The organism is Loktanella salsilacus, assembly GCF_024206795.1.
In the GTDB taxonomy this organism is placed as follows: domain Bacteria; phylum Pseudomonadota; class Alphaproteobacteria; order Rhodobacterales; family Rhodobacteraceae; genus Loktanella; species Loktanella salsilacus.
Map to the genome: position 1 here is coordinate 235,842 of NZ_CP072994.1, position 26,161 is coordinate 262,002.

28 protein-coding genes and 1 tRNA gene are annotated in these 26,161 nt (G+C 59.8%); 18 read left to right on the forward strand and 11 right to left on the reverse strand.

Annotated elements, in window-relative coordinates; all coding sequences use genetic code 11:
* Window positions 1-104: 104 nt before the first annotated feature.
* Together KBW81_RS01235 and KBW81_RS01240 are read right to left on the reverse strand one after the other, a co-directional pair.
* Window positions 105-440 carry an ArsR/SmtB family transcription factor gene (locus KBW81_RS01235; RefSeq protein WP_245754219.1) on the reverse strand — a complete coding sequence of 112 codons (336 nt, stop codon included), beginning with the start codon at window positions 438-440 and terminating at the stop codon, window positions 105-107.
* Window positions 441-512: 72 nt separating this feature from the next.
* Window positions 513-893 carry a hypothetical protein gene (locus KBW81_RS01240; RefSeq protein ID WP_411914371.1) on the reverse strand — a complete coding sequence of 127 codons (381 nt, stop codon included), beginning with the start codon at window positions 891-893 and terminating at the stop codon, window positions 513-515.
* A gap of 82 nt (window positions 894-975) precedes the next feature.
* Here KBW81_RS01240 and KBW81_RS01245 point away from each other — a divergent pair, with 82 nt between their 5' ends.
* The 11 genes from KBW81_RS01245 (at window position 976) to KBW81_RS01295 (ending at window position 9,630) form a co-directional block, all read left to right on the forward strand.
* Entirely contained in the window at window positions 976-1,713 is a 738-nt protein-coding gene (locus KBW81_RS01245) for a cytochrome c biogenesis CcdA family protein (RefSeq protein ID WP_254248048.1), read from the forward strand.
* 12 nt (window positions 1,714-1,725) lie between these two features.
* Window positions 1,726-2,289, forward strand: coding sequence for a thioredoxin family protein (locus tag KBW81_RS01250; RefSeq protein WP_254248049.1), 564 nt, complete (start codon window positions 1,726-1,728; stop codon window positions 2,287-2,289).
* Window positions 2,290-2,411: 122 nt separating this feature from the next.
* Window positions 2,412-2,882, forward strand: coding sequence for a sulfur oxidation c-type cytochrome SoxX (soxX, locus tag KBW81_RS01255; protein WP_090189594.1), 471 nt, complete (start codon window positions 2,412-2,414; stop codon window positions 2,880-2,882).
* Between the two features lie 26 nt (window positions 2,883-2,908).
* Window positions 2,909-3,328, forward strand: a complete 420-nt coding sequence (gene soxY, locus KBW81_RS01260; protein WP_090189592.1) for a thiosulfate oxidation carrier protein SoxY — start codon at window positions 2,909-2,911, stop codon at window positions 3,326-3,328.
* Window positions 3,329-3,345: 17 nt separating this feature from the next.
* Window positions 3,346-3,675 carry a thiosulfate oxidation carrier complex protein SoxZ gene (gene soxZ / locus KBW81_RS01265; RefSeq protein WP_090189590.1) on the forward strand — a complete coding sequence of 110 codons (330 nt, stop codon included), beginning with the start codon at window positions 3,346-3,348 and terminating at the stop codon, window positions 3,673-3,675.
* 33 nt (window positions 3,676-3,708) lie between these two features.
* Window positions 3,709-4,551 (forward strand): sulfur oxidation c-type cytochrome SoxA, encoded by an 843-nt coding sequence (soxA, locus tag KBW81_RS01270; protein WP_090189588.1) that lies wholly within the window; start codon window positions 3,709-3,711, stop codon window positions 4,549-4,551.
* A 93-nt stretch (window positions 4,552-4,644) separates the two neighbouring features.
* Window positions 4,645-6,345, forward strand: coding sequence for a thiosulfohydrolase SoxB (gene soxB, locus KBW81_RS01275; RefSeq protein WP_090189586.1), 1,701 nt, complete (start codon window positions 4,645-4,647; stop codon window positions 6,343-6,345).
* Between the two features lie 9 nt (window positions 6,346-6,354).
* Window positions 6,355-6,786 (forward strand): DsrE family protein, encoded by a 432-nt coding sequence (locus tag KBW81_RS01280; protein ID WP_254248050.1) that lies wholly within the window; start codon window positions 6,355-6,357, stop codon window positions 6,784-6,786.
* 27 nt (window positions 6,787-6,813) lie between these two features.
* Window positions 6,814-8,079 carry a sulfite dehydrogenase gene (soxC, locus tag KBW81_RS01285; protein WP_090189582.1) on the forward strand — a complete coding sequence of 422 codons (1,266 nt, stop codon included), beginning with the start codon at window positions 6,814-6,816 and terminating at the stop codon, window positions 8,077-8,079.
* On the forward strand, window positions 8,063-9,175 hold the full coding sequence (locus KBW81_RS01290) for a c-type cytochrome (protein WP_254248051.1): 1,113 nt from the start codon (window positions 8,063-8,065) through the stop codon (window positions 9,173-9,175). Before soxC ends, KBW81_RS01290 begins: the two co-directional genes overlap by 17 nt.
* A 29-nt stretch (window positions 9,176-9,204) precedes the next feature.
* Window positions 9,205-9,630, forward strand: coding sequence for a DUF302 domain-containing protein (locus tag KBW81_RS01295; protein WP_254248052.1), 426 nt, complete (start codon window positions 9,205-9,207; stop codon window positions 9,628-9,630).
* Window positions 9,631-9,679: 49 nt separating this feature from the next.
* On the opposite strand, the gene KBW81_RS01300 is transcribed toward KBW81_RS01295, so the two are convergent.
* Window positions 9,680-10,600: an MBL fold metallo-hydrolase gene (locus tag KBW81_RS01300; protein ID WP_254248053.1), complete on the reverse strand. Its 921-nt coding sequence runs from the start codon at window positions 10,598-10,600 to the stop codon at window positions 9,680-9,682.
* 63 nt (window positions 10,601-10,663) lie between these two features.
* Complete coding sequence (locus tag KBW81_RS01305; RefSeq protein ID WP_254248054.1) at window positions 10,664-11,716, reverse strand: YeeE/YedE family protein; 1,053 nt, start codon at window positions 11,714-11,716, stop codon at window positions 10,664-10,666.
* Between the two features lie 183 nt (window positions 11,717-11,899).
* On the opposite strand from KBW81_RS01305, the gene KBW81_RS01310 reads away from it, so the two are divergent.
* From KBW81_RS01310 to KBW81_RS01325, 4 genes are all read left to right on the forward strand, one after another.
* A complete protein-coding gene (locus KBW81_RS01310; RefSeq protein WP_254248055.1) occupies window positions 11,900-13,342 on the forward strand; it encodes a DUF6880 family protein in 1,443 nt (480 codons plus the stop codon).
* Window positions 13,343-13,393: 51 nt separating this feature from the next.
* Window positions 13,394-14,614, forward strand: a complete 1,221-nt coding sequence (locus KBW81_RS01315) for a bifunctional alpha/beta hydrolase/OsmC family protein (protein ID WP_254248056.1) — start codon at window positions 13,394-13,396, stop codon at window positions 14,612-14,614.
* 147 nt (window positions 14,615-14,761) lie between these two features.
* Window positions 14,762-15,670, forward strand: coding sequence for a beta-keto acid cleavage family enzyme (locus KBW81_RS01320; RefSeq protein WP_254248057.1), 909 nt, complete (start codon window positions 14,762-14,764; stop codon window positions 15,668-15,670).
* Window positions 15,667-17,079, forward strand: a complete 1,413-nt coding sequence (locus KBW81_RS01325) for a carnitine 3-dehydrogenase (protein ID WP_254248058.1) — start codon at window positions 15,667-15,669, stop codon at window positions 17,077-17,079. The genes KBW81_RS01320 and KBW81_RS01325 overlap by 4 nt, the downstream gene beginning before the upstream one ends.
* On the opposite strand, the gene KBW81_RS01330 is transcribed toward KBW81_RS01325, so the two are convergent.
* Window positions 17,076-17,624: a 3'-5' exonuclease gene (locus tag KBW81_RS01330; protein ID WP_254248979.1), complete on the reverse strand. Its 549-nt coding sequence runs from the start codon at window positions 17,622-17,624 to the stop codon at window positions 17,076-17,078. The two genes, KBW81_RS01325 and KBW81_RS01330, sit on opposite strands and share 4 nt — an antisense overlap.
* Between KBW81_RS01330 and KBW81_RS01335 the strand changes: the two genes are divergently transcribed.
* On the forward strand, window positions 17,550-17,714 hold the full coding sequence (locus KBW81_RS01335) for a hypothetical protein (protein WP_254249084.1): 165 nt from the start codon (window positions 17,550-17,552) through the stop codon (window positions 17,712-17,714). The two genes, KBW81_RS01330 and KBW81_RS01335, sit on opposite strands and share 75 nt — an antisense overlap.
* 135 nt (window positions 17,715-17,849) lie before the next feature.
* Here the strand turns inward: KBW81_RS01335 and KBW81_RS01340 are convergent.
* Window positions 17,850-17,925 (reverse strand) — tRNA-Ala (locus tag KBW81_RS01340).
* A gap of 96 nt (window positions 17,926-18,021) precedes the next feature.
* A complete protein-coding gene (locus KBW81_RS01345; protein WP_090189567.1) occupies window positions 18,022-18,348 on the reverse strand; it encodes a TIGR02300 family protein in 327 nt (108 codons plus the stop codon).
* A 110-nt stretch (window positions 18,349-18,458) separates the two neighbouring features.
* On the opposite strand from KBW81_RS01345, the gene KBW81_RS01350 reads away from it, so the two are divergent.
* Both KBW81_RS01350 and KBW81_RS01355 read left to right on the forward strand, forming a co-directional pair.
* Window positions 18,459-19,145 (forward strand): M48 family metallopeptidase, encoded by a 687-nt coding sequence (locus KBW81_RS01350; protein WP_254248059.1) that lies wholly within the window; start codon window positions 18,459-18,461, stop codon window positions 19,143-19,145.
* A gap of 32 nt (window positions 19,146-19,177) precedes the next feature.
* Window positions 19,178-19,825, forward strand: coding sequence for a GntR family transcriptional regulator (locus tag KBW81_RS01355; RefSeq protein ID WP_090189563.1), 648 nt, complete (start codon window positions 19,178-19,180; stop codon window positions 19,823-19,825).
* 200 nt (window positions 19,826-20,025) lie between these two features.
* On the opposite strand, the gene lpdA is transcribed toward KBW81_RS01355, so the two are convergent.
* The 4 genes from lpdA to KBW81_RS01375 are packed head-to-tail and all read right to left on the reverse strand — an operon-like array spanning window position 20,026 to window position 26,100.
* A complete protein-coding gene (lpdA, locus tag KBW81_RS01360) occupies window positions 20,026-21,414 on the reverse strand; it encodes a dihydrolipoyl dehydrogenase (protein ID WP_090189561.1) in 1,389 nt (462 codons plus the stop codon).
* A 12-nt stretch (window positions 21,415-21,426) separates the two neighbouring features.
* A complete protein-coding gene (locus KBW81_RS01365) occupies window positions 21,427-21,837 on the reverse strand; it encodes an MAPEG family protein (protein ID WP_090189559.1) in 411 nt (136 codons plus the stop codon).
* Between the two features lie 55 nt (window positions 21,838-21,892).
* Window positions 21,893-23,143 (reverse strand): 2-oxoglutarate dehydrogenase complex dihydrolipoyllysine-residue succinyltransferase, encoded by a 1,251-nt coding sequence (odhB, locus tag KBW81_RS01370; protein WP_254248060.1) that lies wholly within the window; start codon window positions 23,141-23,143, stop codon window positions 21,893-21,895.
* The gene (locus KBW81_RS01375) at window positions 23,140-26,100 is read right to left on the reverse strand and encodes a 2-oxoglutarate dehydrogenase E1 component (protein WP_254248061.1); all 2,961 of its coding nucleotides are present in this window, start codon (window positions 26,098-26,100) and stop codon (window positions 23,140-23,142) included. The genes odhB and KBW81_RS01375 overlap by 4 nt, the downstream gene beginning before the upstream one ends.
* Window positions 26,101-26,161: the final 61 nt, after the last annotated feature.

A 26,161-nucleotide genomic window follows, 5' to 3' on the forward strand; every position in this document is an offset into this window, starting at 1 on the left:
CGTTTGATGCGCAATTGCTTTGATCTAAATCAGCCGCGCGATGCGCGCTGGGACAGGCCAAGACCAAGTTGTGCAGGCACTGACGCTGCCGGAATGGGCAGTGCCTAGTCGCGGCTGCAGAACAGATCGTAGACCAGATCGATCACCTGACGGGACCGGTCGTCTGCAAGGCTATAGAAAATCGTTTTGCCGTCACGGCGCGGTACGACGAATCCTTCTAGCCGCAAGCGTGCCAGCTGTTGCGACACAGCGGCCTGCCGGGCAGAGAGCAACGCCTCTAGTTCCGTCACGGATTTCTCGCCGCTGGCCAAGTGACACAGGATCATCAGCCGCCCCTCGTGGCTGATCGCCTTAAGAAAATTCGCCGCCTCGGTGGCGTTCTTCATCATCTTGTCGAGGTCTTCACCCCGGATGCTGTCATCAATGATCGGAATACCCACAGGCCAGCCTATTGTTCTAAGTCATTTTTGGTCACAAGACCTTTAGTGCATGAAGATCGCCGCGTCATGCGTCTAATTGATCACTTCACTGCCAGCGTCCGCGAACATGCTGTCCAGCAGACCCCAGAAAAAATCAGGCCCCGGATAGCCTTCGATACGGTTCACTTCCGTGCCCGCGGCGATCAGCACAAAGGTCGGCGTAAAGACCACGGGCCGGGCAAGGGTCAGATCGTCCGGCACCGGGTCGCGCAGATCAATGCGCCGCAGTGGTGCTAAAGCGGCTTCTGGCGTTTTGGGATAGATCGGCCCGATTTCGGCGTTCCACCGGGCGCACCACTGGCAGCCAGCCTGTTCGACCATCACCAATTCCATCGCGGGTCCGGTGTCCTGCGCCGCGGCGGGGGTGCCGGCCAAGAGCATCATCGCGCCAAGCGCAGTGCGAAGTGTGATCATAGTCGCAACCTTCCACGGCGATTGACGGAATGCATTACATAACTCATAATTTGAATATGTGAATAACTCAAGGAACGTACGCGTGTTCGATATGACATACCTTGGGGCCGCATTCGCAGGCTTGCTGTCGTTCTTTACGCCCTGCATCTTACCGATGGTGCCGTTCTATCTGTGCTACATGGCCGGAATTTCCATGTCAGAACTGCGCGGCGACGATGAAATTGCCCCCGGTGCGCAGGGCCGATTGGTGCTGCAGGCCGTGTTCTTTGCGCTGGGCGTCACGACGATTTTCATGCTGCTTGGCATGGGGGCAACGGCGGTAGGCCAAGCCTTTGGTCAGTGGAAGCAGCCTCTTAGCTATGTCGCGGCGGCGGTGCTGTTCGTGTTTGGTCTGCATTTCCTTGGTGTGGTCCGCGTCCCGTTTTTGTACCGCGAAGCGCGCGTTGAAAGCAAAGTCGAGCCGACGACTGTTGTCGGGGCCTACGTTATGGGCCTTGCCTTTGGTTTCGGCTGGACGCCCTGCGTCGGGCCAGCGTTGGCGGCGATCCTGATGATCGCAAGCGGCATGGGCGACATCTGGCGCGGCGCGTTGTTGCTGGCCGTCTACGGTGTCGGCATGACCGCCCCATTTGTGGTGGCCGCGCTATTTGCAAAGCCCTTTCTGGGCTGGGTGCAACGGCACCGCGCCGCCATGGGTTATGTCGAAAAGGCGATGGGGATCATGCTGATTATCTTCGCCATTTTGATCGTTACCAATTCCATAAATGTCATTGCCCAATGGATGATCGACACCATTCCCGGTGCCGGATCCCTTGGCTAAAGGGAGGATAAGATGCTGAAATCACTCACGCTTGCGCTGGCTCTTGTTGCTGCGCCCGTCATGTCCGCCACGGTTGGCGACGATGGGCTGCACAAGGCACCGTGGATCATCGACACCTTCAAGGACCTGCGCGAGGATCTGGCCGACGCGGGTGCCGAGGGCAAGCGCCTGATGGTCATCATCGAGCAACGCGGCTGCATCTATTGCAGCAAAATGCACGAGGAGGTTTTCGTGCTGCCGGTCATCGAAAAGCTGCTGACCGACGACTATTATGTGGTGCAGCTCAACATGTTTGGCGATCTTGACGTCACGGACTTTGACGGCACCGTGCTGCCGGAAAAGGACATGATCGCGCGGTGGAATATGATGTTCACCCCAACCATGATGTTTATGCCCGAATCTGTCCCGGACGATGTCACCGCCGTGCAGGCCGCTGTCGCCACCGTACCAGGTGCTTTTGGCAAATTTACGACCTTCAATATGCTGAACTGGGTCAAGAATCATGGCTACGACAGCGACGAGCCGTTCCAAAAATACCATGCCCGCATGATCGAGGCGGGTGCCTTTCCTGAATGATCCCAGCGACTTGACTATGCCGCACTGCAGAAACATTCAAGAATTGTAATTTGTAATTGCGTTATGCTGTCACACCGGTCTACCCTGTATGCAACGGAATGCGAACATGCAGGGGAGGTGTCATGAACCGCACGCTTACAGCCATCGCAGGGGTATGCCTTGCTACGACTGCTGCCGCGCAAGAGGTGGCACCACTCGACGTCAGCTTTGATGAATACGGTGCAATTGCCGCGTCCTTGTCCGGTGTTCCGGGCGATGCGGCCGCCGGCAAAGAGGTGATGTCAGAACGCAGCATCGGGAACTGTGTGGCCTGTCATCAGGTCACCGCGCTCGAGGCTACGTTTCAAGGCAATGTCGGCCCGTCTTTGGACGGTGCAGCGGATCGCTGGGATGAATCCCAGCTGCGCGGCATCGTGGCAAACGCCAAGATGACGTTCCCGGAAACGGTCATGCCCGCCTTTTACAAGGTCAACGGCTATATCCGCCCCGGCGACGCCTACACTGGCAAGGCAGGCACAGAACCACTGCCGCCACTGCTGAGCGCACAACAGATCGAAGACGTCGTCGCCTATCTGACGACGCTCAAGGAATAACGCGGCCCAAAGGAAGAGGTCATCCGATGACAATCACACGTAGACAAACATTTATGATGGCGCTTGGCGCGTCCGTCGCAGCGGCCATGCCGTTTCGCGCTTTTGCTGACGCGTCCGAAGACTCGATCGCGGCCTTTACCGGCGGTGCCGAGATGGGAACCGAAGGTCTGACGCTGACCGCGCCAGAGATCGCGGAAAACGGCAACACCGTCCCGGTCGAAGTCAGCGCACCCGGCGCTGTGTCAATCATGCTGCTGGCCACGGGCAACCCGACGCCAGACGCCGCGATCTTTAACTTCGGCCCGCTGGCTGCGTCGCAAACGGCGTCCACCCGGATCCGCTTGGCCAAGACGCAGAACGTGATGGCGATTGCGAAAATGGCGGACGGCAGCTTCGTTCAGGCCACGCAAGAAGTGAAGGTTACCATCGGCGGCTGCGGCGGCTGATCAGGAGGATATGAACAATGGCTGACAACGTAAAACCCAAGGTCCGCGTACCCAAAACAGCGGCTGCAGGCGAGGCGATCACGCTGAAGACCCTGATTTCGCACCCAATGGAATCCGGGCAGCGCAAGGATGACGCGGGCAACCTGATCCCGCGGTCGATCATCAATCGCTTTACCTGTGAATTCAACGGCCAGAGCGTCATCGACGTGACGATGGAACCGGCGATTTCCACCAACCCTTATTTCGAGTTCGAGGCCACCGTGCCAGAGGCCGGGACATTCACCTTCACATGGTATGACGACGACGGCTCCGTCTACACCGAAAGCCAGGACATCGCGATCGGGTAACCCGAAGCGGAGGACGACAGGGGAGGGACGACAATGAGAACAACAGGACTTTTGACCGCCGCCATCGCATTGGTTGCGACCGGTGCTGTGGCCCAAGATGACCACCAGCTGGTCACAAACGGCGACATCGAAATCGTGACCGAAGCGCCCGCGCCCGACTATATTTCGGGCCTGCGTACAATCTACTCTGGCTGGCGTTTCCGCGACGCGTCGCTGCAGGAAATGCAGATGGACGACTTCGAAAACCCGGCCATCATCGCCGTCGATAAAGCCATCGTGCAATGGTCAACGGTGGACGGCACCGAAGGCAAATCCTGCGCGTCCTGCCACGAAGATGTAGAGCAAAGCATGCTTGGCGTGCGCGCGGTCTATCCGAAATGGAACGAGGACGCAGGCGAAGTGCGCACCCTTGCGATGCAGATCAACGACTGCCGCACCGAGAACATGGGGGCCGAGGCGTGGAAATACGACGGCTCTGACATGACCGGGGCAGAGGCGCTGATTTCCATGCAATCACGCGGCATGCCGGTCAACGTGGCCATTGATGGCCCCGTGGCTGACACCTGGAAGCAGGGCGAAGAGATGTATTACACGCGCTATGGCCAGCTAGAGCTGTCCTGCGCGTCCTGCCACGAAGAAAACTATGACAACTACATCCGCGCTGACCACCTGAGCCAAGGCCAGATCAACGGCTTCCCGGCGTTCCGTCTGAAAAACGACGGTTTGGTGCAGACGCACAACCGCTTTAAGGGCTGCATCCGCGACACGCGTGCGGAAACCTATAGCCCCGGCAGCGCCGAATTCGTCGCGCTAGAGCTTTATGTTGCATCGCGCGGTAACGGCCTGTCGGTCGAAGCGCCGTCAGTTCGCCCGTAACAAACAAGCCCGCGCGTGGTTTTCCCATGCGCGGGCTTTTCTGCCTCTCATTATATTCCAAATCGTGAATAAGTTTACCAAAGGACCGCGCCCATGATCTCTCGTCGTGATTTCCTGCAGGCCAGTGTGGCGGCATCCGCCATCATCGGCGCGTCCGGGTTTGGCCGCTGGGGCCGTCTGGCCGCGCAGCAGGCGCTTACGCAGGACCAGTTGTTGCAGTTCGATACCTACGGCAATGTGTCCCTGATCCACGTCACTGATATTCACGCGCAGCTCAAGCCGATCTATTTCCGCGAACCGTCTGTGAATCTTGGCGTCGGCCCGAATAAGGGAGAGGTGCCTCACATCACCGGTGCCGACTTCCGCAAGCTTTATGGGATCGATGATGGGTCTGCGTCGCACTATGCGCTGTCGTCCGGCGACTTTAGCGCGCTGGCGCAGGGCTACGGCAAAATGGGCGGTCTTGACCGGGTCGCCACGGTCATCAACGCCATCCGCGCCGACCGCCCAGACGCGATCCTGCTGGATGGCGGCGACACGTGGCATGGCTCCATGACGTGTTACGAGACGCAAGGCCAGGACATGGTCAACGTCATGAACCTGCTCAAGCCTGACGCCATGACCTTTCACTGGGAATTCACCCTTGGGTCCGACCGGGTGCGCGAAATCGTCCAAGATTTGCCGTTTGCGGCCATGGGGCAGAACATCTTTGACGCCGAATGGGACGAGCCTAGCGAGGATTTTAAACCCTATGAATTCTTCGAACGCGGCGGCGTAAAGGTCGCCGTGATCGGTCAGGCCTTCCCCTATATGCCTATCGCCAACCCCGGCTGGATGTTCCCCGAATACAGCTTTGGTATCCGCGACGCGCATATGCAGGACATGGTCAACGAGGTGCGCGGCATGGGTGCCGAACTGGTCGTCTGCCTGTCGCACAACGGCTTTGACGTGGACAAAAAGATGGCCGCGAATGTCACCGGCATCGATGTCATCCTGTCCGGTCACACCCACGACGCGCTGCCAGAACCTGTGCTGGTCGGCGAGACGATCATCGTCGCCTCTGGTTCGAACGGGAAATTCGTCAGCCGCGTTGATCTGGATGTGCGCGATGGCCGCATGATGGGTTTCCGTCACAAGCTGATCCCGATCTTCTCTGACGTCATCACCCCTGACGCTGAAGTGGCAAAAGCCATCGACGCCGAACGCGCGCCGTTCAAAGACCGGCTAGAGGAAGTCATCGGGCGCACCGACGACACCTCTTTGCTGTATCGCCGGGGCAATTTTAACGGCACATGGGACGACCTGATTTGCAACGCTCTGCTGGACCAACGCGATGCGCAGATCGCCTTGTCGCCCGGTGTACGCTGGGGGCCGTCGATCTTGCCCGGTTCTGATATCACGCGCGAAGACATCTGGAACGTCACTTCGATGACCTACGGCAAGGCCTACCGGTCCGAAATGACCGGCGAGACGCTGAAGCTGATCATGGAAGACGTGGCCGACAACCTGTTCAACCCCGACCCCTACTATCAGCAGGGCGGCGACATGGTTCGCGTCGGCGGCATTGGTTATAAGATCGACATCACCAAACCTATTGGAGAGCGGATTTCCGACCTGACGCTTTTGGCAACGGGCGAGGCGATTGACGCCGCCACGCCATATGTCGTCGCCGGCTGGGCCTCGGTCAACGAGGACACCGAAGGGCCGCAGATCTGGGATGTGGTCGAGGATTACATCGCATCACAGGGCACCGTGTCGGTGCCCGACAACACCAACGTCGTCGTTGTTGAATAGGGGAACATCATGAAGACCTTTGTACTCGCAGGATTGCTGGCCATCACCGCCACCTTTGCCATGGCGGAGGGAGTTAACCACAAGGTCGCCGTCCACGTCGACGAGAACGATCCGCAGGTCATGAACATGGCCCTGAACAATGTCGGCAACCTGATCAGCTATTACGCAGAGCAGGGCGATACCGTCACGGTCGAGGTCGTTACCTACGGCCCTGGCCTGATGATGCTGGTCGAAGGGGAAAGCCCCGTTGCCGACCGCATCGCCGCGATGACCTTGGCAAACGACGGCCTGACCTTCGCTGCCTGTGCCAACACATTGGCCGGGATGGAGAAAAAGGCGGGCCACGACATTCCGCTGATGTCAGAGGCGACGGTCGTCCCCTCTGGCGTCGTGCAACTGATCACCCTGCAAGAAGATGGATACGCCTACGTGCGGCCCTAGGGCCCGTTGGCCGAGAAGGAGAGAGACATGGAACACTACAAGGGCTTGAAGCCATCCCGCCGCAATTTTCTGACAGGGGCTGCCGCTGTCGGCGGTGCGCTGGCCGGATCGCGGTTGTCGGCGCAAACCGCCGATCCGCTGATCGTAAACCCGCAGCCGTGGCGCCAAGACCTTGGCGCTGGCGTTGATGCCGCGCCCTACGGTGTGCCGTCAAAGTTCGAGGCTGACGTCATCCGCCGCGACGTGCCGTGGTTGACTGCTGACGCAGTGAGTTCGGTCAACTTTACGCCGCTGCACGCGCTAGACGGGATCATCACACCGAATGGGTTGTGCTTTGAACGTCACCACGGCGGCGTCGCCGTGATTGAGCCGTCAGAGCATCGCTTGATGATCAACGGTTTAGTGGACAAAGAACTGGTCTTCACGATGGAAGACCTGATGCGCTTCCCCCGCGAAAACCACGTCTATTTCTTGGAATGCGCCGCCAACTCCGGCATGGAATGGGCCGGCGCGCAGCTGAACGGCTGCCAGTTTACCCACGGCATGATCCACAACGTGCAATACACCGGCGTGCCCCTGCGGCTGCTGCTGGAAGAGGCTGGCGTGAAGACCGAGGGGAAGTGGATCATGGTCGAAGGCGCTGACGCCGCTGGCATGAACCGCTCTATCCCGATGGAAAAAGCGCTGGATGACTGCCTGGTCGCCTTCAAAATGAACGGCGAGGCGCTGCGCCCCGAACAAGGCTATCCCCTGCGGCTGGTCGTGCCGGGTTGGGAAGGCAATATGTGGGTCAAGTGGATCCGCCGGATCGAAGTCGGCGACCAGCCTTGGCACGCCCGCGAGGAAACCAGCAAATACACCGATCTGTTGGCCAACGGTGTCGCGCGTCGCTTCACGTGGGAGATGGACGCAAAATCCGTCATCACATCGCCGAGCCCGCAAGCCCCGATCACCCATGGCAAAGGCCCGCTGGTCATCACAGGCGTCGCATGGTCCGGCCGCGGTACGATCCCGCAGGTGGACGTGACGACCGATGGCGGCATGAACTGGCACAAGGCTCGCATGTCTGGACCTAGCTTCGATAAATCGATGCATCGTTTCTATTATGAAATGGACTGGGACGGCGCGCCGCTGCTGCTGCAAAGCCGGGCGCATGACAGCACCGGATACGTGCAGCCAACCAAGGACGCGCTGCGCAAAATCCGCGGCGAAAATTCGATCTACCACAATAATGGTATCCAGACTTGGGCCATCGATGCTGACGGAAAGGCTGAAAATGTCGAAATCTCTTAATCTCGCTGCAGCCCTACTGACCTTTGCCACCGCAGCCGCCGCGCAAGACGTGGCACCGTCAAAGGACGGCGGATATGGCATTGGCCGCGCTGCGATGCCCGAAGAAGTCGCTGCTTGGAACACCGACATCCGCCCCGATGGCATGGGTCTGCCTGTCGGCAGTGGCGATGTGCTGACGGGCGAAGATATCTACGTCGAAAACTGCTCTGTCTGCCATGGCGACTTTGGCGAGGCTGTCGGCCGCTGGCCTGTGTTGGCTGGCGGTGATGGCACGTTGGAATACAAAGATCCGGTCAAGACTGTGGGCAGCTACTGGCCCTATTTGTCGACTGTGTTCGACTACGTGAACCGCGCCATGCCTTTTGGCCACGCAGCCTCGCTCAGTGATGATGAAACCTATGCGCTGACGGCCTATATCCTTTATCTGAACGATCTGGTGGATGATGATTTCACCCTGTCGAACGAAAACTTCACCGAAGTGTCCATGCCGAACGTCGATAACTTTATCGACGACGACCGGGCAGAGACGGAGTTTCCGATCTTCATGGCAGAAGCCTGCATGGAGAACTGCAAAGACAGCGTCGAGATTACGATGCACGCCAGCGTGGTCGATGTGACGCCAGAGGAAACGGCCGCCAAGGCAAACGAGGCCGCCGCAGAAGCAGCCGCTGTTGAAGCCCCTGCTGCCGAGCCTGTCACCGAAGCCGCAGCAGAGCCAGCAGCAGAACCTGAACCAGCAGCAGAACCCGCCCCGGTGGTTGTCGCTGCCGCTGATCCAGCCCTTATTGCGGACGGCGAAAAAGCATTCCGCCAGTGCAAATCCTGTCACATGGTGGGCGAGGGGGCACAAAACCGCGTCGGGCCAGAGCTGAATGCGATTATGGGCCGCACCGTCGGTGCCATCCCTGATTTCCGCTATTCGGACGTGTTTCAGGATGCGATGGCCGCGGGCGAGGTTTGGGATAACGACAAGCTGCACGCCTTCCTTGCCAACCCCAAGGACGCGATGCCCGGCACCAAAATGTCGTTCCGCGGCGTGCGTGACGCCGCCGATATCGACGCACTGATCGCCTATCTGCAAAGCGCCAGCCCATAAGGCAGCGCATCACATAAAGGACCAGTCCCATGCGTAAATTTGCCCTCGCCTTTGTCCTTGTCGCCAGCCCCGCGCTGGCGCAACAGGCCACCGTCTATGATTATGACGGCAGCTTTGACGATGCGACCTTTGGTGTTGAATCTGCCATTGTGGGGCGGGGGCTGGTGATCGATTGGACCAGCCACGTCGGGGAAATGCTGGAACGGACCCGCGCCGATGTTGGCAGCGACGTCGTGATCTATGACGATGCCGATATCTTCATGTTCTGCTCTGCCACGCTGTCCCGCAAGGTGATGGAGGCTGATCCCGCCAATATCGCCTATTGCCCCTACGGCGTGTTCGTCACTGACAAGGACGGTAAAGTGCAGGTCGGCTACCGCAACCAACCCGAAGGCGTCATGCAAGACGTGCAGGCGCTGCTGGACGACATCGCGCGCGAAGCCGCCGGGCAATAGGAAAAGGGGCCGCCCTGCCGGTCAGGCCGGCGGCCCCCCTCCGCGTCCATTAGGTGAGCGGCTCAAATCGAAACGCATTCCCGTCCCGTACCGCCCGGCCAAGCCCGGGGGCAGGTAAGTGGAACCCGGCAAAAACGGTGCCTGTATCTGCCAATTGCGCCAATAGCGTAGCACGGGTTTCGGCCCCTTGCGCGGTGTCCTGATCGGACCCGTTCGGCCAATCGGGCCGGACAAAAGCGATGTGGTGATTGGCAATACAATCGCCCAGCACCATCACGGTCTCTTCCTCTGTTGCGATTTCAAACGCCATGTGACCGGGGGTATGCCCGTGGGTGGCGCGGGCGGTTATACCCGGCAGGACCTCATCGCCATCGTTGAACAGATTGATGCCCTCGGCTAGCACCTCTAGCCTGCGGGCTGCCCCGACGGCAAAGGTCAGGCGGTCGGCGGCAATCGTATCTGGCAGGGCGGGGTCGGTCCAATAGTCCCACTCGATCTGCCCCATATGATGCTGGGCATTGGCAAAGAGTGGTTCGTCGAAATCGTCCAGCGCGCCCCACAGATGGTCAGGGTGGCCATGGGTAAAGACAACGTCGGTGACGTCCTCTGGCGTGATCCCCAGCGCATCCATCGCGGCCATCAGATGCCCGGCGGTTGGCATGAAATCTGGGCCAGAGCCTGCGTCGAACAGCACGGTGCGATCGTCACCCCGCCAAAGCGTCAGGTTGCAATCTGGCAGAAGCGAAGCCGCGCCAGCCAGACCGAAAGGTTCCAGCACGGCGTCCGCCTCGGCCACGGGAATATCGCCCAGCACGAAACTGCGCGGCAGCATCAGGTGACCATCGCTCAGCGTATCAAGCATGCCCGCGCCAAGGCTAAGCGTGGTATTCGCCCAGGCGATACGCGGCAGCACCGCGCTGCCAGCCACTGCAATCACCCCCGAAATCAATGTCCGCCGCGAAATCTTCATGGTCGCCCCCTCATATTCGTATCTTTGAATGATAGCAGGGTGGCTGTCATCGGCAAAGCGAATTTAGGCGATCCGGGCAAAGCCTGTAATCAATTGGCGCAGCCCGATCCCGGCCCCGGTAAAGATGCCAGCCATGACCAACGGCGCCGAATAGGCCAGTACTGAAATCGCGGACAGACCTTGACCGATGCTGCATCCCATTGCCAGCACTGCGCCAACACCCATCAACGCGGCCCCGGCAATCTGGCGGCGCAATTCCCGCGGATCTTCGCAGGCTTCCCAGCGGAAATGGCCTTTGACCAGCGACCCGATGAACGCCCCGAACAGCACACCAAGGACAGAGCCGATGCCGAACGACAAGGAACTGCCGGACGCCGTCATCGCGTAAAGCATCGTCTCGCCCAAGGGGGCGGCAAAGGTGTGGGATTCCACGACTGTCGGCGCAAAGCCTGCGACCGCGACCCACTGCGTGCCCGCCCAGCCCGACACAATCGCAAGCCCGACACAGACGCCCCAAAAGACAGCCCTTAGGTTTGACCGGAAAGGGGCCGCAGACAGTGTTATTGCCAGAACGGCAGCCCCGATGGCGATGCCAATGCCGTTGACGGGCAGGCCCGTTAGTCCCGACAGTCCTTGCGCAATACCCGGTGCCGCGTCGGCTGGCGTCTGCGCAAAGGCCGCGACGCGCAGGTAAGCCAGCGGGCCAGAGATTGTCGCAAATGCAGCCAATCCCATGACCAAAACGATGACGAAGGACCGCAGGTCACCGCCGCCGAGCCGCGCCAATGCGCCGTAGCCGCAGTTGCCCGCTAGCGCCATGCCGTAGCCAAACATCAATCCGCCAAGGATGCTGGCCAGTGGTTGAAACGCAAAGGCCAGATAGATCGTCTGTTCAGGCTGCAGCAGCCCGGTGGCAGCAAGGGCGAAACTGCCGATGATCGCCGTGCCAATCGCTATGCCCCACATCCGCAAGCGCGTGTCATCTTGCGCGTATAAGGCATCCTCGATCGCGCCAAGGGTGCAAAAACGGCCCAGCCGGGCCGCAAGCCCCAAGACCACGCCGCCAAGCAGCCCCAGCAGCGCCAGAACTGTCGGCTCTCCTATGTCGTTCATCATCCCCAGCCCTCCAACCGTAAGGACTTATAGGTCAATTCCATTCGGAAAAATATAGATCTGGGTGATCTTCCGCCTTTGTTTCCGCATCGCGACAACTTCGTGATGGGGGGCCGAACCTGATTGTCGCTTCGGGTGCGATGGGGCAGTGTCATCAGGTAATTCCTGAATGCGATATCCGCGACCATGAGCAAGAAGACCCTGAACACGACCAATCTGGAAAAGCTGGGCGCAGAGCGGCTGGCGGCTTTGGTGATGGATCTGGTGCAGGGAAGCGCCGCATTGCAGCGCCGCGCGCGGCTAGAGATTAGTGCCGCGCAGGGCCCGCAGGATATCGCGGTGGATATCCGCAAACGCTTTGCCATGATGCGGCGCGCGGCGGCTTTTGTGAACTGGCGCAAACAGAAGGCCCTGATCAAGGATCTGGACGGTCTGTTGCAGATGATCAACGCGAACGTTGTCCCGTATAACGCAGACGAGGGCTTTGATCTGCTGTGGTCACTCATCCAACTGGCCCCGTCCATTCACGAACGGACCGACGATAGCAACGGGGCCGTGGGCGACGTATTTCGTGATGCCATCGACGCTATCGCCGCCATCGCACCGCGGATCAACGTCGCGCCTTTGGTGTTTGCGGACCGCATATTGGACGCCGTCGTGGGGGCCGGCTACGGCGAGTTCGACGGCATCATCCCGGCGACGTCTGCCATCTTGGGCAATACCGGGCTAGAGCACTTGAAAGCCGGTGCCAACGCATGGGCCGATGCTGCGCCCACGCCAGAAGAGGTCGAGCGATACAGCGGCTTTGGCCTGTCGCGGTCGGCAGCAGGCAGCATCCAGCGCAACAAAGACCTGACCCGGTCGGTGATCCTTGCGGACATTGCCGACGTACAGGGCGACGTCGATGCCTATATCGCGCGCTATTCGCCCCAGCAGCTGACCTTTGGCACCATCGCGCCGCAAGTGGCGCGCCGATTGCTGGACGCTGGCCGCGTTGAAGAGGCGATGCAGATTATTCGCCGCGCGATGGCCGAGGGCGGCAAGGCGTCACACGGCACCGCCCGCCATGATCTGGAACTGGTCTTTGAGGACGGCTTGAAACAACAGGGCAATACGGCAGAGCTGACGGATCATTTGTGGCAGCGCTTTGCCCAGACACTGGACGCAGACAGCCTGCGCAGGCACCTGAAGTTGCTGCCCGACTTTGACGATATCGCCGCAGAGGACGCGGCGCTGGATCTGGCCGAACGCTTTGCCAAGCTAGAGGTCGCGATCGATTTTCTAACCGGATGGCCCGAGCTGGACCGCGCCGCCCGGTTGGTGCTGGACCGCGCAAAACATCTGGACGGGGACCAGTTCGAGGCGCTTACCCCAGCCGCAGATGCGCTGTCTGAAAAGCACCCGCTTGCGGCAGTGATCATCAGGCGCGCGATGATTGATGACGCACTCATCGGGGCAAAGTCCAAGCGGTACCGTCATGCAGCCCGTCACCTTGCGGAGTGCCAGTCGAGCGATGCGCGCATCGATAACTACGGCGCTTATCCGGATCACAGCGCATATCTGGCGCATCTTAGGCAGAAACATCACCGCAAATCTGGCTTTTGGGACCTTGTTGCGCCGCCCGGCTGACAGCTTTTGAAACCGCCAATCCGCCCCAAATCTCCCGTGAAGGACAGTTTCATGAAAACCGAGCGTATCACATTCAAAGGCCATTCTGGCGACATGCTGGCCGCGCGCCTTGATCTGCCGGACGGGCCGGTGGGCGCGACTGCGATCTTTGCGCATTGCTTCACCTGCTCTAAAGATATCCCCGCCGCGCGCCGCATCGCCGCCCGCCTTGCTGCCAAAGGCATCGCGGTTCTGCGCTTTGACTTCACCGGGCTGGGCCATTCAGAAGGCGAATTCGCCAATACCCATTTTTCGTCGAACGTTGACGATCTATTGCTCGCCGCCGCGTATCTGACGGATCGCGGCATGGCGCCATCGCTGCTGGTCGGTCATTCCCTTGGCGGGGCCGCTGTCATCAAGGCCGCGCCTCAGGTGCCCGGTTTGCGCGCGGTCGTCACGATTGGTGCGCCGTTTGCCCCCGCGCATGTGTCGAATAATTTCGGCTCCAAGCTAGATGATATCCAAGAGCACGGGGCAGCGACGGTCAGCCTTGCCGGGCGCGATTTTACCATCCGCAAGTCATTCATTGATGACATCAGCACAGCGTCCCTGCGGGATGCGTTGCGGCACCTGAATGCCGCCTTGCTGGTGCTGCACGCGCCGCGCGATGCGACGGTTGGCATCGACAACGCGAGCGAGATTTTCATCGCTGCAAAACATCCAAAAAGCTTTGTCTCGCTTGATACGGCAGACCATCTGATCACGGCTGAGGAGGACGCAAAATATGCCGCTGACGTCATCGCGACATGGGTGTCCCGCTATCTGGATATGCCAAAGCCAAAGGCCGCGCCGCAGGTACCAGAAGGCGTGACACGGGTGTCAGAACGTGACCCGGACGGCCTGCTGCAAGATATTGCTGTAGGCGGGCGGCATCAGCTGATCGCGGACGAACCTATCAGCGTTGGCGGCACGGATCTGGGGCCAACCCCTTATGAATATCTGGCCGCGGGACTGGGCGCTTGTACCGTCATGACCATCCGCCTTTATGCGCGGCGCAAGGGCATTCCTTTGACGCATGCCGAAGTCGACGTCACCCATGACCGTGAACATCTGGCCGACTGCGAGAACTGCGAAGAGCGGGCGAACAAGACGGATGTGTTTACCCGCCATCTGCGTTTCGAGGGCGATTTGACAGAAGATCACCGCGCGGGGCTGCTGCGTATTGCAGACAAATGCCCAGTGCATCGCACCCTTGAAGCCGTGGCCGTCATTCGAACGCAGCTTGTTGATTAACTGCGGATAGGGTGCCGCGCCCCCGTCGTCAGACCTAAACCAACGTCAAGGCAAAGCTTTTGGCCGTTTGACAGGAACAGGGCTTTATTGCGCATCATAAATCGTCATTCTGTATAGGCTATTAGCGACCACAGTTAGGAACGCCCGATGCCTTTGCAGATGAACCGCGATGTCTTTATTACCTGTGCGGTGACGGGGTCTGGCAATAGTCAGGACCGCTCGCCGCATGTGCCGCGCAGCCCCGAACAGATCGCGGCGTCGGCGATTGCTGCGGCAAAGGCTGGGGCGGCGATTGTGCATTGTCATGTGCGTGATCCGGGCACCGGGGTGCCATCGCGTGATCCGGCGCTGTATCGCGAGCTGACCGAACGGATCCGCGATGCCGACGTCGATGTGGTCCTGAACCTGACCGCTGGTATGGGCGGCGACATGGTGTTCGGACCACCCTCTGCCCCGCTGCCGCTGCGCCCTGCGACCGACATGGTTAGCGCCGAAGAACGCCTTGTGCATATCGAGGATTGCCTGCCCGAAATCTGCACCCTCGATTGTGGCACGATGAACTTTGCCGAAGCCGATTACGTTATGACCAACACGCCCGGGATGCTGACGGCCATGGGCGCGCGCATGGAAGAACTGGGCGTCAAACCAGAGATCGAAGCCTTTGATACCGGTCATTTGTGGTACGCCAAGCAACTGGTCAAAGACGGCGTGCTGTCGTCCCCCGCGCTTGTGCAGCTTTGTATGGGTGTCCCTTGGGGGGCACCGAATGATCTGAACACCTTTATGGCGATGGTGAATAACGTCCCGGGCGACTGGCACTGGTCCGCCTTTTCCATCGGACGCGATCAGATGGCCTATGTCGCCGCCGCTGTGCTGGCGGGCGGCCATGTGCGCGTCGGGCTAGAGGATAACTTGTGGCTGGCCAAAGGCGAGCTGGCCACGAATGAAGCGCTGGTTACCCGCGCCGCCGGTATTATCACCGCGATGGGCGGCAATATCATGGGGCCGGATGCGGTCCGTGCGAAACTTGGCCTGACAAAGCGAGCACCAAAATGACCCATACAGCAGCGATTATCGGCGGCGGAGTCATTGGCGGCGGTTGGGCCGCGCGCTTTGCCCTGTCAGGGTGGGACGTCGCGATCTTTGACCCCGATCCAGACGCCGCGCGCAAGATCGACGCCGTCATGGCGAACGCCCGGCGGTCCTTGCCCGCCCTGTCAGAGGTGGCTTTGCCGCCGGAAGGCCAGATCAAATTTGTTCCAACGCTGGCCGAAGCCGTCGCAGATGCAGACTGGATTCAAGAAAGCGCGCCAGAGCGGCTGGAGATGAAGCACCGGATCCTGAAAGAGATCCAAACCCACTGCCGCGACGATGCGCTGATTGGCTCCTCAACCTCTGGATTCAAGCCATCAGAGCTGCAGGAAGGCGCGCTGCGCCCGGACCAGATCTTTGTCGCGCACCCATTTAACCCCGTCTACTTGCTGCCACTGATAGAACTGGTGGGTAGCGATAAGACAACCGCGCGTGCCCATGAAATTTTGACCCGCATCGGCATGAAGCCCCTGAAGGTTCGCAAGGAAATCGATGCGCATATCGCGGATCGCTTTCTAGAGGCGGTCTGGCGTGAAGCGCTTTGGCTGGTCAAGGACGGCATCGCCACCACGCAGGAAATCGACGATGCGATCCGCTACGGCTTTGGCCTGCGCTGGGGGCAGATGGGCCTGTTCGAAACCTATCGCGTCGCCGGAGGAGAGGCGGGCATGGCCCACTTTATCGCCCAATTCGGACCCTGCCTGCAGTGGCCTTGGACCAAACTTATGGACGTGCCAGAGTTGACGGACGAACTGGTGCAGACCATCGCCAGCCAGTCTGACGCCCAATCCGGTAGCCATAGCATCCGAGAGTTAGAGCGCATCCGCGACGACAATCTGGTGTCCATGATGCGATCCCTCAAGGGGCGCAACTGGGGCGCAGGTGCCTTGCTGAACGAACATGATGCACGGCTGGGCGCGGCGACTGAACCTGACTTCACCAAGCCCATCATCAGCGTGAACCGTACGGTCCCGGTCGATTGGTCCGACTACAACGGCCACATGAACGAAAGCCGTTATGGGCAGGTCTGGTCCGACGCCGCCGATACCGTGATGCGCATGATCGGCGCGGATGCGGCCTATATCGCGGCGGGCCTCAGCTATTTCACCGTCGATACGCACACCAAATTCATGAACGAATGCCTTGTCGGAGAGCCGATCACCGTGGTGACCCAAATCATCGAAGGGGCGGGGAAAAAGCTGCGGCTGTACCACGAAATGAAAAACGCGTCAGAAGACGTGGTGGCAAGCTGCACGCAACTGCTCATTCACGTCAGCCTACAGACGCGAAAGTCATGCGAGCCTGCGCCTCTGGTTCTTGAAAAGCTCGCGGCGATCGTAGCGGCGCAGGCTACGATGCAGGCGCAGTCCTAAAACGGCCACGACAATTGAATCGGCCGCGTCCGGAGCGCATCAATAACCGCGACGCCCGATGTCGCGGCCCGTGCGCGCAGCACAACCATCGCAGCAGCGCGCGCGTCCTCGCCTGCGTCATGGTGGTGGAAATCCAGGCCGAGCACCTGCTTGAGGTTGGCAAGCCCATGACCGCCATTGCCCTTCAGCTCTGGCCAGGCGGCACGCGCAATTGTCACGCTGTCGTGCCAGGTCAGGCGCGGGCGCGGCAGTTGATGGGCGCGGCATGCCGCATTGATGGCCTTTTCGTCAAAACGGCTGTGCTGCACCATCGGATGCCGGGACAACAGCGGCACCATTGCGGGCCAAATCTGCGCGAACGTCGGCGCGCCGCGCACAGTGTCCGCGCCGATCCCGTGCAATTGAGTGTTAAACGGCGCAAATGCCATCTGCGGGTCAACATAGACCGACCATGTATGGATGGTGTCATCATGGCCCACGCAGGCAATACCGATCTGACAGATGCTCGCGCTGTCGCCGCAGGCGGTTTCGACATCCAGCGCAATAAACTGGAAGTCGCCGTCAGGCATGTCGTCAATCAATGGGGCACCCTGCGCATCAGCGCCTCTTTTATGGCGATCAATGTGTCGCAATAGGCGTCTTGACCGCCGACATCAACAGTCGGCCGCGCATAGGGCTGAAGCCGTCGAAACGATGCCATCGCATTGCATATTGTCAAAGACAAAGGCGTGCAAAAAAAATGCGTGCAGATCAAAAATGGAAGGAAGGTTTGGTGGAGCCTAGGGGGATCGAACCCCTGACCTCTTGCATGCCATGCAAGCGCTCTCCCAGCTGAGCTAAGGCCCCAAACCGTATGACGCGAACCGCGTCGTCTGTGTGCCGCTGTCTATGCAGCCATCGGGGCGAGATCAAGTAAGAAATCGCGCCCCGACGAGAAGTTTTTTAATCGTCGTCGCCTTTGGCAACATCGGCGATTTCGTCAAGGCTGACGGTATCGTCGTCGTCGTCTTCCAGGACATCATCGCCCAGATCGACGTCCTCGTCTTCATCATCGTCGTCGTCCAGGACCAGATCGTCCTCTTCGTCGGCGACTTTCATCTTCTTGGTCTGCGCATCTTCAGCGTCAGCGACCATGGTCCGGGTTTTGCCAGTGTCTGTGTTCACGACACTGCCCGTGTAGGGGCTGATCACGGGTGACTTGTTTAGGTCATAGAAACGCTTGCCCGTCTCAGGACATAGGCGCTTTGTGCCCCATTCTTCTTTTGGCATGGGTTTCCCCCTTTGAATGTCGGTGCTGCCCTTGCGGCGGCCTGTTTTCCACTGCCATAAGGCAGGCACGGTGTCAAAGACCTTTGGCGCAGGCGGAACAAAGGATCCATATGGGCCGCGATCTGATTATTGGCAACCCCCCGATTACGGTGGACCTGCGTCGGTCGGCTGGCGCACGCAGATTAAGCCTGCGCGTGTCGCGGCTGGATGGCAAAGTCACCCTGACGATGCCGCCCCGCGCGCCAGAGCGCGAGGCGGTTGCGTTTTTGACCGAACGCGAAAGTTGGCTGCGCGGGCACCTTGCTGATGTGACACCGCCTGTGTCGGTGATTGCAGCGGGCGAGGTGCTGTTTCGCGGTGCGAACCTACCGATCGTGACGGCTGGGGGGCGGCGTGCGCGAATCCGTGATGGGCAGCTGGAATTGCCGGAAGGGGCAGGCGCGCGTGCCGTGATGGCGGTGCTTAAGGCGCAGGCGCGCGATGCGTTGGCGGCCGCCTCTGATCGCTATGCGGCCCAGATCGGACGGTCCTATGCGCGTTTAACCCTACGCGACACGCGCTCGCGCTGGGGGTCGTGTTCATCCGCCGGTGCGCTGATGTATTCGTGGCGTCTGATTATGGCCCCGCCAGAGGTGCTCGATTACGTGGCCGCCCACGAGGTCGCGCATCTGGATCAGATGAACCACAGCCCAGCGTTTTGGGCCGTCGTGGCCGATCTGATGCCCGACTATGCGGCGCGGCGGGAATGGCTGCGCGAAAACGGGGAACTGCTTCATCGTCTGCGTTTCGATGATTGACGCCGCCGCGTGCCTGATCCCATGATCGCCCCATGATACAGCCCCGTCCGATTGCGCCCCCCGGTGCCGCCCATGACCGCGTTTTCCGCGCGTTGCGCACGCGTATCCTTCATGGTCAGATCGCGCCGGGCACAACGCTGACCTTGCGCGGCATCGCAAAGGAATATGAGGTGTCGATGACCCCTGCGCGCGAGGCCGTGCGCCGCCTCGCGTCAGAAGGTGCGCTGTCGCTGTCAGCGACGGGCCGGGTCAGCACACCGCTTTTGTCTAACGAACGAATCGAAGAGCTGGCAACGCTGCGTGCATTATTAGAGCCAGAGCTGGCATCGCGTGCCTTGCCCCGCGCGCATTTTGCCCTGATCGAACGGCTCGAGGCGATTAACCACGGCGTAAGCCAGATGGTCACCCGTCACGATGCCAGCGGCTATATCCGCATGAACCTTGAATTTCACCGCACGCTTTATCTGCGTGCGCAGGCACCGGCCATTTTGGCGATGACGGAAACCGTGTGGCTGCAACTGGGGCCGACGATGTGTGCGCTTTATGGCAAATTGAACCGCACAGACCCGCCGACGCATCACCGTTTGATCGTGGCTGCGTTGAAGGCAGGGGATGAACCCGGGTTGCGGCTGGCGGTGCGGGGCGATGTCACCAAGGGTCTGCGGCTTCTTAAAACCTAGTGATTGGCGCTGGCGGCGCAGGGGGCTGTCTGCCCCCCGGCGCTACGCGCCGTCCCCCGAGGATATTTTTAAAACAGAGAGGGCGGGCTTTTACCGGGTCTTAACCTTGTCCCGTCAATCTGGATAAGCGGGACAGGCAGGGATGCCGATGACCGTAAACAGAGAGGCCCCCGGAGGTCATCCGGGGGCTGATCGCATTATTAGGCGTGGATCGCGCCGTCGCCGCAGGCCAAGGCTGCCTCGCGCACAGCTTCGGAGTACGTGGGGTGGGCGTGGCAGGTACGGGCCAGATCCTCTGCTGCGGCACCAAATTCCATGGCAACGCAGATTTCGTGAATCAGATCACCGGCCATCGGGCCGATGATGTGCGCGCCGAGGATGCGGTCGGTTTCCTTGTCGGCGAGGATCTTAACGAAACCGTCACCCATGAAGTTCGCCTTAGCCCGCGCGTTGCCGAGGAAAGGGAACTTGCCAACTTTATAGGCGCGGCCCGCTTTTTTCAGTGTTTCTTCTGTTTCGCCGACAGAGGCGACCTCGGGGTGGGTGTAGATCACGCCGGGGATCACGCCGTAGTTTACGTGACCGTGCTGGCCGGCCAGAATTTCAGCGATGGCCATGCCTTCGTCTTCGGCTTTGTGGGCCAACATCGGGCCGACAATCGCGTCGCCGATGGCGTAGATGCCGGGGGTGCTGGTCTGATAGCGGGCGTCGACGTCGATCTGGCCGCGCTCAGTCATTTTAACGCCCACTGCGTCTAGGCCAAGGCCGTCCACAAAGGGGCGACGGCCGGTGGCAAGCAGCACGGTATCTGCGGTAATCTCTGCTTCAGTTTCGTCTTTGCGCATTTTGTAGCTGACGGTCGCTTTTTTGTTCTTGATGCTGACGCCTTGGACGGCGGCCCCAAGAATGAATTTCAGCCCCTGCTTGGTTAGCATTTTCTGAAACTGGCGGGCGATTTCCGCATCCTGACCGGGGGTGATGGCGTCAAGGTATTCGACGACCGTCACCTCGGAGCCGAGGCGCGCATAAACCGAGCCGAGTTCCAGCCCGATGACGCCCGCACCGATCACGACCAGCGACTTGGGGATTTTGTTCAACTTCAGCGCACCGGTCGATGTGACGACAGTTTCCTCGTCAACCTCGACGCCCTTCAGCGGCGACGGCTCGGACCCGGTGGCGACGATGATGTGCTTGGCGTCATGGACGTCATCACCAACCTTGACCTTGCCGGGGGCAGGGATCGAACCCCAACCCTTGATCCAATCGACCTTGTTCTTCTTGAACAAAAACTCAATGCCGCCCGTGTTTTGGCTGACGGTTTTGTCCTTGTAGGCTTGCATCTGCGGCCAATCGACCGATGGCGTTTTGCCCTTCAGGCCCATTTCGGCGAAGTTATGTTCCGCTTCATGCAGCATTTCAGTTGCGTGCAGCAGCGCCTTGGACGGGATGCAGCCTACGTTTAGGCAGGTGCCGCCTAGCGTGTCGCGTCCTTCGACGCAGGCGGTTTTCAGACCGAGCTGCGCGCAGCGAATGGCCGAGACATAGCCGCCGGGGCCGGAACCGATGATGATGACGTCATAGCTGGCCATTGGGGCCTCCGTTCAGAAAAGGGCAGAAATTAACATAAGCATGGTCGCCAAGAAGCCAAACATCCAGATGATTGACCGCCACGGCGTCAGGCCGAAATAATAGGCTGGCACATAGGCAATCCGCGCAATCAAGAACACCCAAGCGCAGCCTGCGGAAAGGCCGGTCGCCTTGTCGCCAAGCGTGACGACGACCACCGCCAAGGTGAACATGATCAGCGCTTCGAAATGGTTGTTCATGGCGCGGATTAAGCGGCCCGTGCGCGGTGTGACCTGTTCGGGAATTGGTTTGCCAAGGCGGTCCGGATCGCGCGGTCCCATGGTTTTGCCATTGGGCAGTTCCATATTCACCCGCACTGACATCAGCGCAAATTGCACCCCTTGCAAAAGACCAGCAAGGGTAAGGACGGTCAATTCAGGGGTCATGGCGGCCTTTGCTTTCGTCAGCGCCGGGCAGGTTAGTCCTGCCCGGCATATTTTTTTACAGGTCCATCAGCAGACGGCGTGGATCTTCTAGCGCTTCTTTCACGCGGACAAGGAACGTCACCGCGCCTTTGCCGTCAACGATCCGGTGATCATAGGATAGCGCCAGATACATCATCGGGCGGATCACAACCTGACCGTTAATGGCCATCGGACGATCCTGGATCTTGTGCATGCCCAGAATACCGGACTGCGGCGGGTTCAGGATTGGCGAGGACATCAGCGAGCCATAGACGCCGCCGTTGGAGATGGTGAACGTGCCGCCCTGCATATCAGCCATGGACAGCTTGCCGTCACGGGCTTTGCCACCCATTTCGGCAATCGCCTTTTCGATACCCGCAAAGGACATCTGATCGGCGTCCTTCAGCACGGGAACGACGAGGCCGGTCGGTGTACCAGCGGCGATGCCCATGTTGACGTAGTTCTTGTAGACCACATCGGTGCCGTCGATTTCGGCGTTCACTTCCGGCACTTCGTGCAGGGCGTGGATGCAGGCTTTGGTAAAGAAGGACATAAAGCCAAGCTTTACGCCATGTTTCTTAAGGAACAGGTCTTTGTATTCGTTCCGCAGATCCATAACGGCGGTCATGTCGACCTCGTTATAGGTCGTCAGCATGGCAGCGGTGTTCTGGCTGTCCTTCAGACGCTTAGCGATGGTCTGACGCAGGCGTGTCATTTTGACCCGCTCTTCGCGGTCAGCCTGATCGGCGGACGATGCCGCGCGCGGGGCTGCTGCGGGTGCGGCGGCCTTAGGCTGCGCCAAGGCTTTCAGCACGTCCTCTTTCATCACGCGGCCGTCTTTGCCGGTCGCGGTCACGGCATCGCGGTCGATACCCTTTTCAGCCATCAGCTTTTGCGCAGAGGGGGCGTCTTCGGGATCGCGCGGCTTTGTGTCTTCCGGGCCAGCGTTCACCGTTCCCGTGCCGCCAGTCGCTGGCGTGTCAGCAGGCTTTTCAGCCGGGGCTGCGTCGCTGTTAGCTTTTGGCGCAGAGGCCGCCGCGCTATCCGCGCCGCCTTCGCTGATCTGCGCAAGCAGGGCATCGACGCCGACAGTCTCGCCTTCGGCGGCGACGATTTCGGACAGGGTGCCTGCGATCGGGCTTGGCACTTCGACGGTGACCTTATCGGTTTCCAGCTCGCAAAGCATTTCGTCGACGGCGACGCTGTCACCGGGCTTTTTGAACCAAGTCGCGACGGTCGCTTCGGTTACGGATTCGCCCAAGGTTGGGACACGGACTTCGGTGCTCATTTCGTAATTCCTTCGATGTTCAGGGCCTCGGCGACAAGGGCCGCCTGCTGGGCTTTGTGCTGGCTGGCCAGACCTGTCGCTGGCGACGCAGCGGCCGCCCGACCGGCATAGACGGGCCGTGTGTGTTTCGCTTTGATCCGGGTCAGGCACCATTCAAGGTTGGGTTCCATGAAGGACCAGCCGCCTTGGTTTTTGGGTTCTTCCTGACACCAGACCATCTCGGCGTTTTTGAACCGCTCCAGCTCGTTCACCGCGGATTGGGCGGGGAAGGGATAGAACTGTTCGAACCGCAGGATGTACGTGTCAGTGATGCCGCGGGCGTCACGTTCTTCCAGCAGGTCGTAGTAGACCTTGCCGGAACACATCACGACGCGCTTGATCTTGTCGTCCGCCACCAGCTGGGTGTCGGAATGACCCTTTTGCGCATCGTCCCACAGCACGCGGTGGAAGGACGAGCCAGTGGTGAAATCAGCGGCATCGGACACGGCCATCTTGTGACGCAGCAACGATTTTGGTGTCATCAGGATCAGCGGCTTGCGATAGCTGCGGTGCAGCTGGCGACGCAGAATGTGGAAATAGTTCGCCGGTGTCGTGCAGTTGGCGACGATCCAGTTGTCGTTGCCGCACATCGTCAGGAACCGTTCCAGACGCGCGCTGGAATGCTCTGGTCCCTGACCCTCATAGCCATGCGGCAGCAGGCACACGAGGCCCGACATCCGCAGCCACTTGGCTTCGCCAGAACTGATGAACTGGTCGAACATGATCTGCGCGCCGTTGGCGAAATCGCCGAACTGCGCTTCCCACAGGGTCAGGGCGTTCGGTTCGGCCAGCGAATAGCCATACTCAAAGCCCAGCACCGCGTATTCCGACAGCATCGAATCGATGACTTCGTACTGCGCCTGACCCTCACGAACGTGGTTCAGCGGATAGTAACGCTCTTCGGTGTTCTGGTTGATCAGGGCAGAATGACGCTGGCTGAACGTGCCGCGCGTGCTGTCCTGTCCGGCCAAGCGGACCGGGTAGCCTTCCAAAACGAGCGAGCCGAACGCCAAGGCTTCACCGGTGGCCCAGTCAAAGCCTGTCCCGCCTTCGAACATCTGTTTTTTCGCATCAAGCAGACGATCAATCGTCTTGTGAGTCGCGAAATGCTCGGGCGGGGTCGTCAGCGCCTTGCCGATATCGGCCATCGCCTCGGTGCTGATCGCAGTTTCGCCGCGCTGATAGTTGTCCTTGTCCCGGTCCAGGTGCGACCAGCGGCCGTCAAGCCAGTCAGCCTTGTTCGGCTTGTAGGTCTTCCCAGCTTCAAATTCAGCATTGAGCATGGACTGGAAAGAGGCTTTCATGTCCTCAATCTCGCCCTCAGGAATCAAGCCATCCTTGACCAGACGGTCCGTATACAGCGTCAGCGTCGTCTTTTGCTTTTTGATTTTTGTGTACATGACCGGGTTGGTGAACATCGGCTCGTCGCCTTCGTTGTGACCAAAGCGGCGGTAGCAAATGATATCCAGCACCACGTCTTTGTGGAATTTCTGGCGGAATTCCGTCGCGACGCGGGCGGCGTGGACCACAGCCTCTGGATCGTCACCGTTGACGTGGAAAATCGGTGCCTCGACCATCAAGGCGATATCGGTGGGGTAGGGGCTGGACCGGCTGAAGTGCGGCGCTGTGGTAAAGCCGATCTGGTTGTTCACCACGATATGCATCGTGCCGCCCGTGCGGTGGCCACGAATGCCGGACAGCTGAAAGCCTTCTGCAACAACGCCTTGACCCGCGAAGGCCGCATCGCCGTGCAGCAGGATCGCCATAACCTTAATACGGTCCTTGTCGTTCTTCTGGTCTTGCTTGGCGCGCACCTTACCCAGCACGACGGGGTTCACTGCCTCTAGGTGGGACGGGTTGGCCGTCAGCGACAGGTGAACAGTGTTGCCATCAAACTCGCGGTCGGACGACGCACCAAGGTGATATTTGACATCGCCAGAGCCTTCGACGTCTTCGGGCTTAAAGCTGCCACCTTGAAATTCGTTGAAGATCGCGCGGTAAGGCTTCTGCATCACATTGGCCAGAACCGACAAACGGCCGCGGTGTGGCATGCCGATCACGACCTCTTCCATGCCGAGCTGGCCACCGCGCTTGATGATCTGCTCCATCGCGGGGATCAGGCTTTCGCCGCCGTCCAGACCGAAACGCTTTGTGCCCATGTATTTGACATGCAAGAACTTTTCAAAGCCCTCTGCCTCGACCAGTTTGTTCAGGATTGCCTTGCGGCCATTCTGGGTAAAGCTGATTTCTTTACCATACCCCTCGATTCGCTCTTTCAACCAAGCGGCTTCATCAGGGTTAGAGATGTGCATGTACTGCAGCGCAAAGGTGCCGCAGTAGGTACGCTTCACGATGGCCATAATCTCGGCCATGGTGGCGACCTCAAGGCCCAGTACATTGTCGATAAAGATCGGACGGTCCATGTCGGCTTTGGTAAAGCCATAGCTTGCCGGATCCAGTTCCGGATGCGCGGTGACTTCGCGCATGCCCAGTGGGTCCAGATCAGCAATCAAGTGGCCGCGGATGCGGTAAGCACGGATGATCATCAACGCGCGAATGCTGTCCAGAACGGCGGCGCGAACCTGGTTCTCGGTCAGGTTGACGCCCTTTTCCTCGGCCTTTGCAGCGATCTTTTTGCCAGCAGCATCGGGTTCCTGCGCCCACTGGCCATCCAGCGCCTGCGTCAGGTCATCGTTTGGTACTGGCGGCCAGTCCATCCGGCCCCAGCTTGCGCCAGCGGCCTCGGCTTTAGCATCGGCGGGCGCATCACCCAAAGCGGCAAAGAAATCCCGCCAGCTTTCATCAACCGCCTGCGGATTATCCGCATAACGCGCGTAAAGTTGCTCGACGTAATCGGCGTTATGCCCTTGCAAGAAGCTAGATGCGTGAAGCACGTCGTTCGGGGATTGGTCGTTCATGGCAGAGCCTTTCGGACAGCACGGGTGGTTAAAGGGGTCACGGACCCAAAAATGGGAGGGC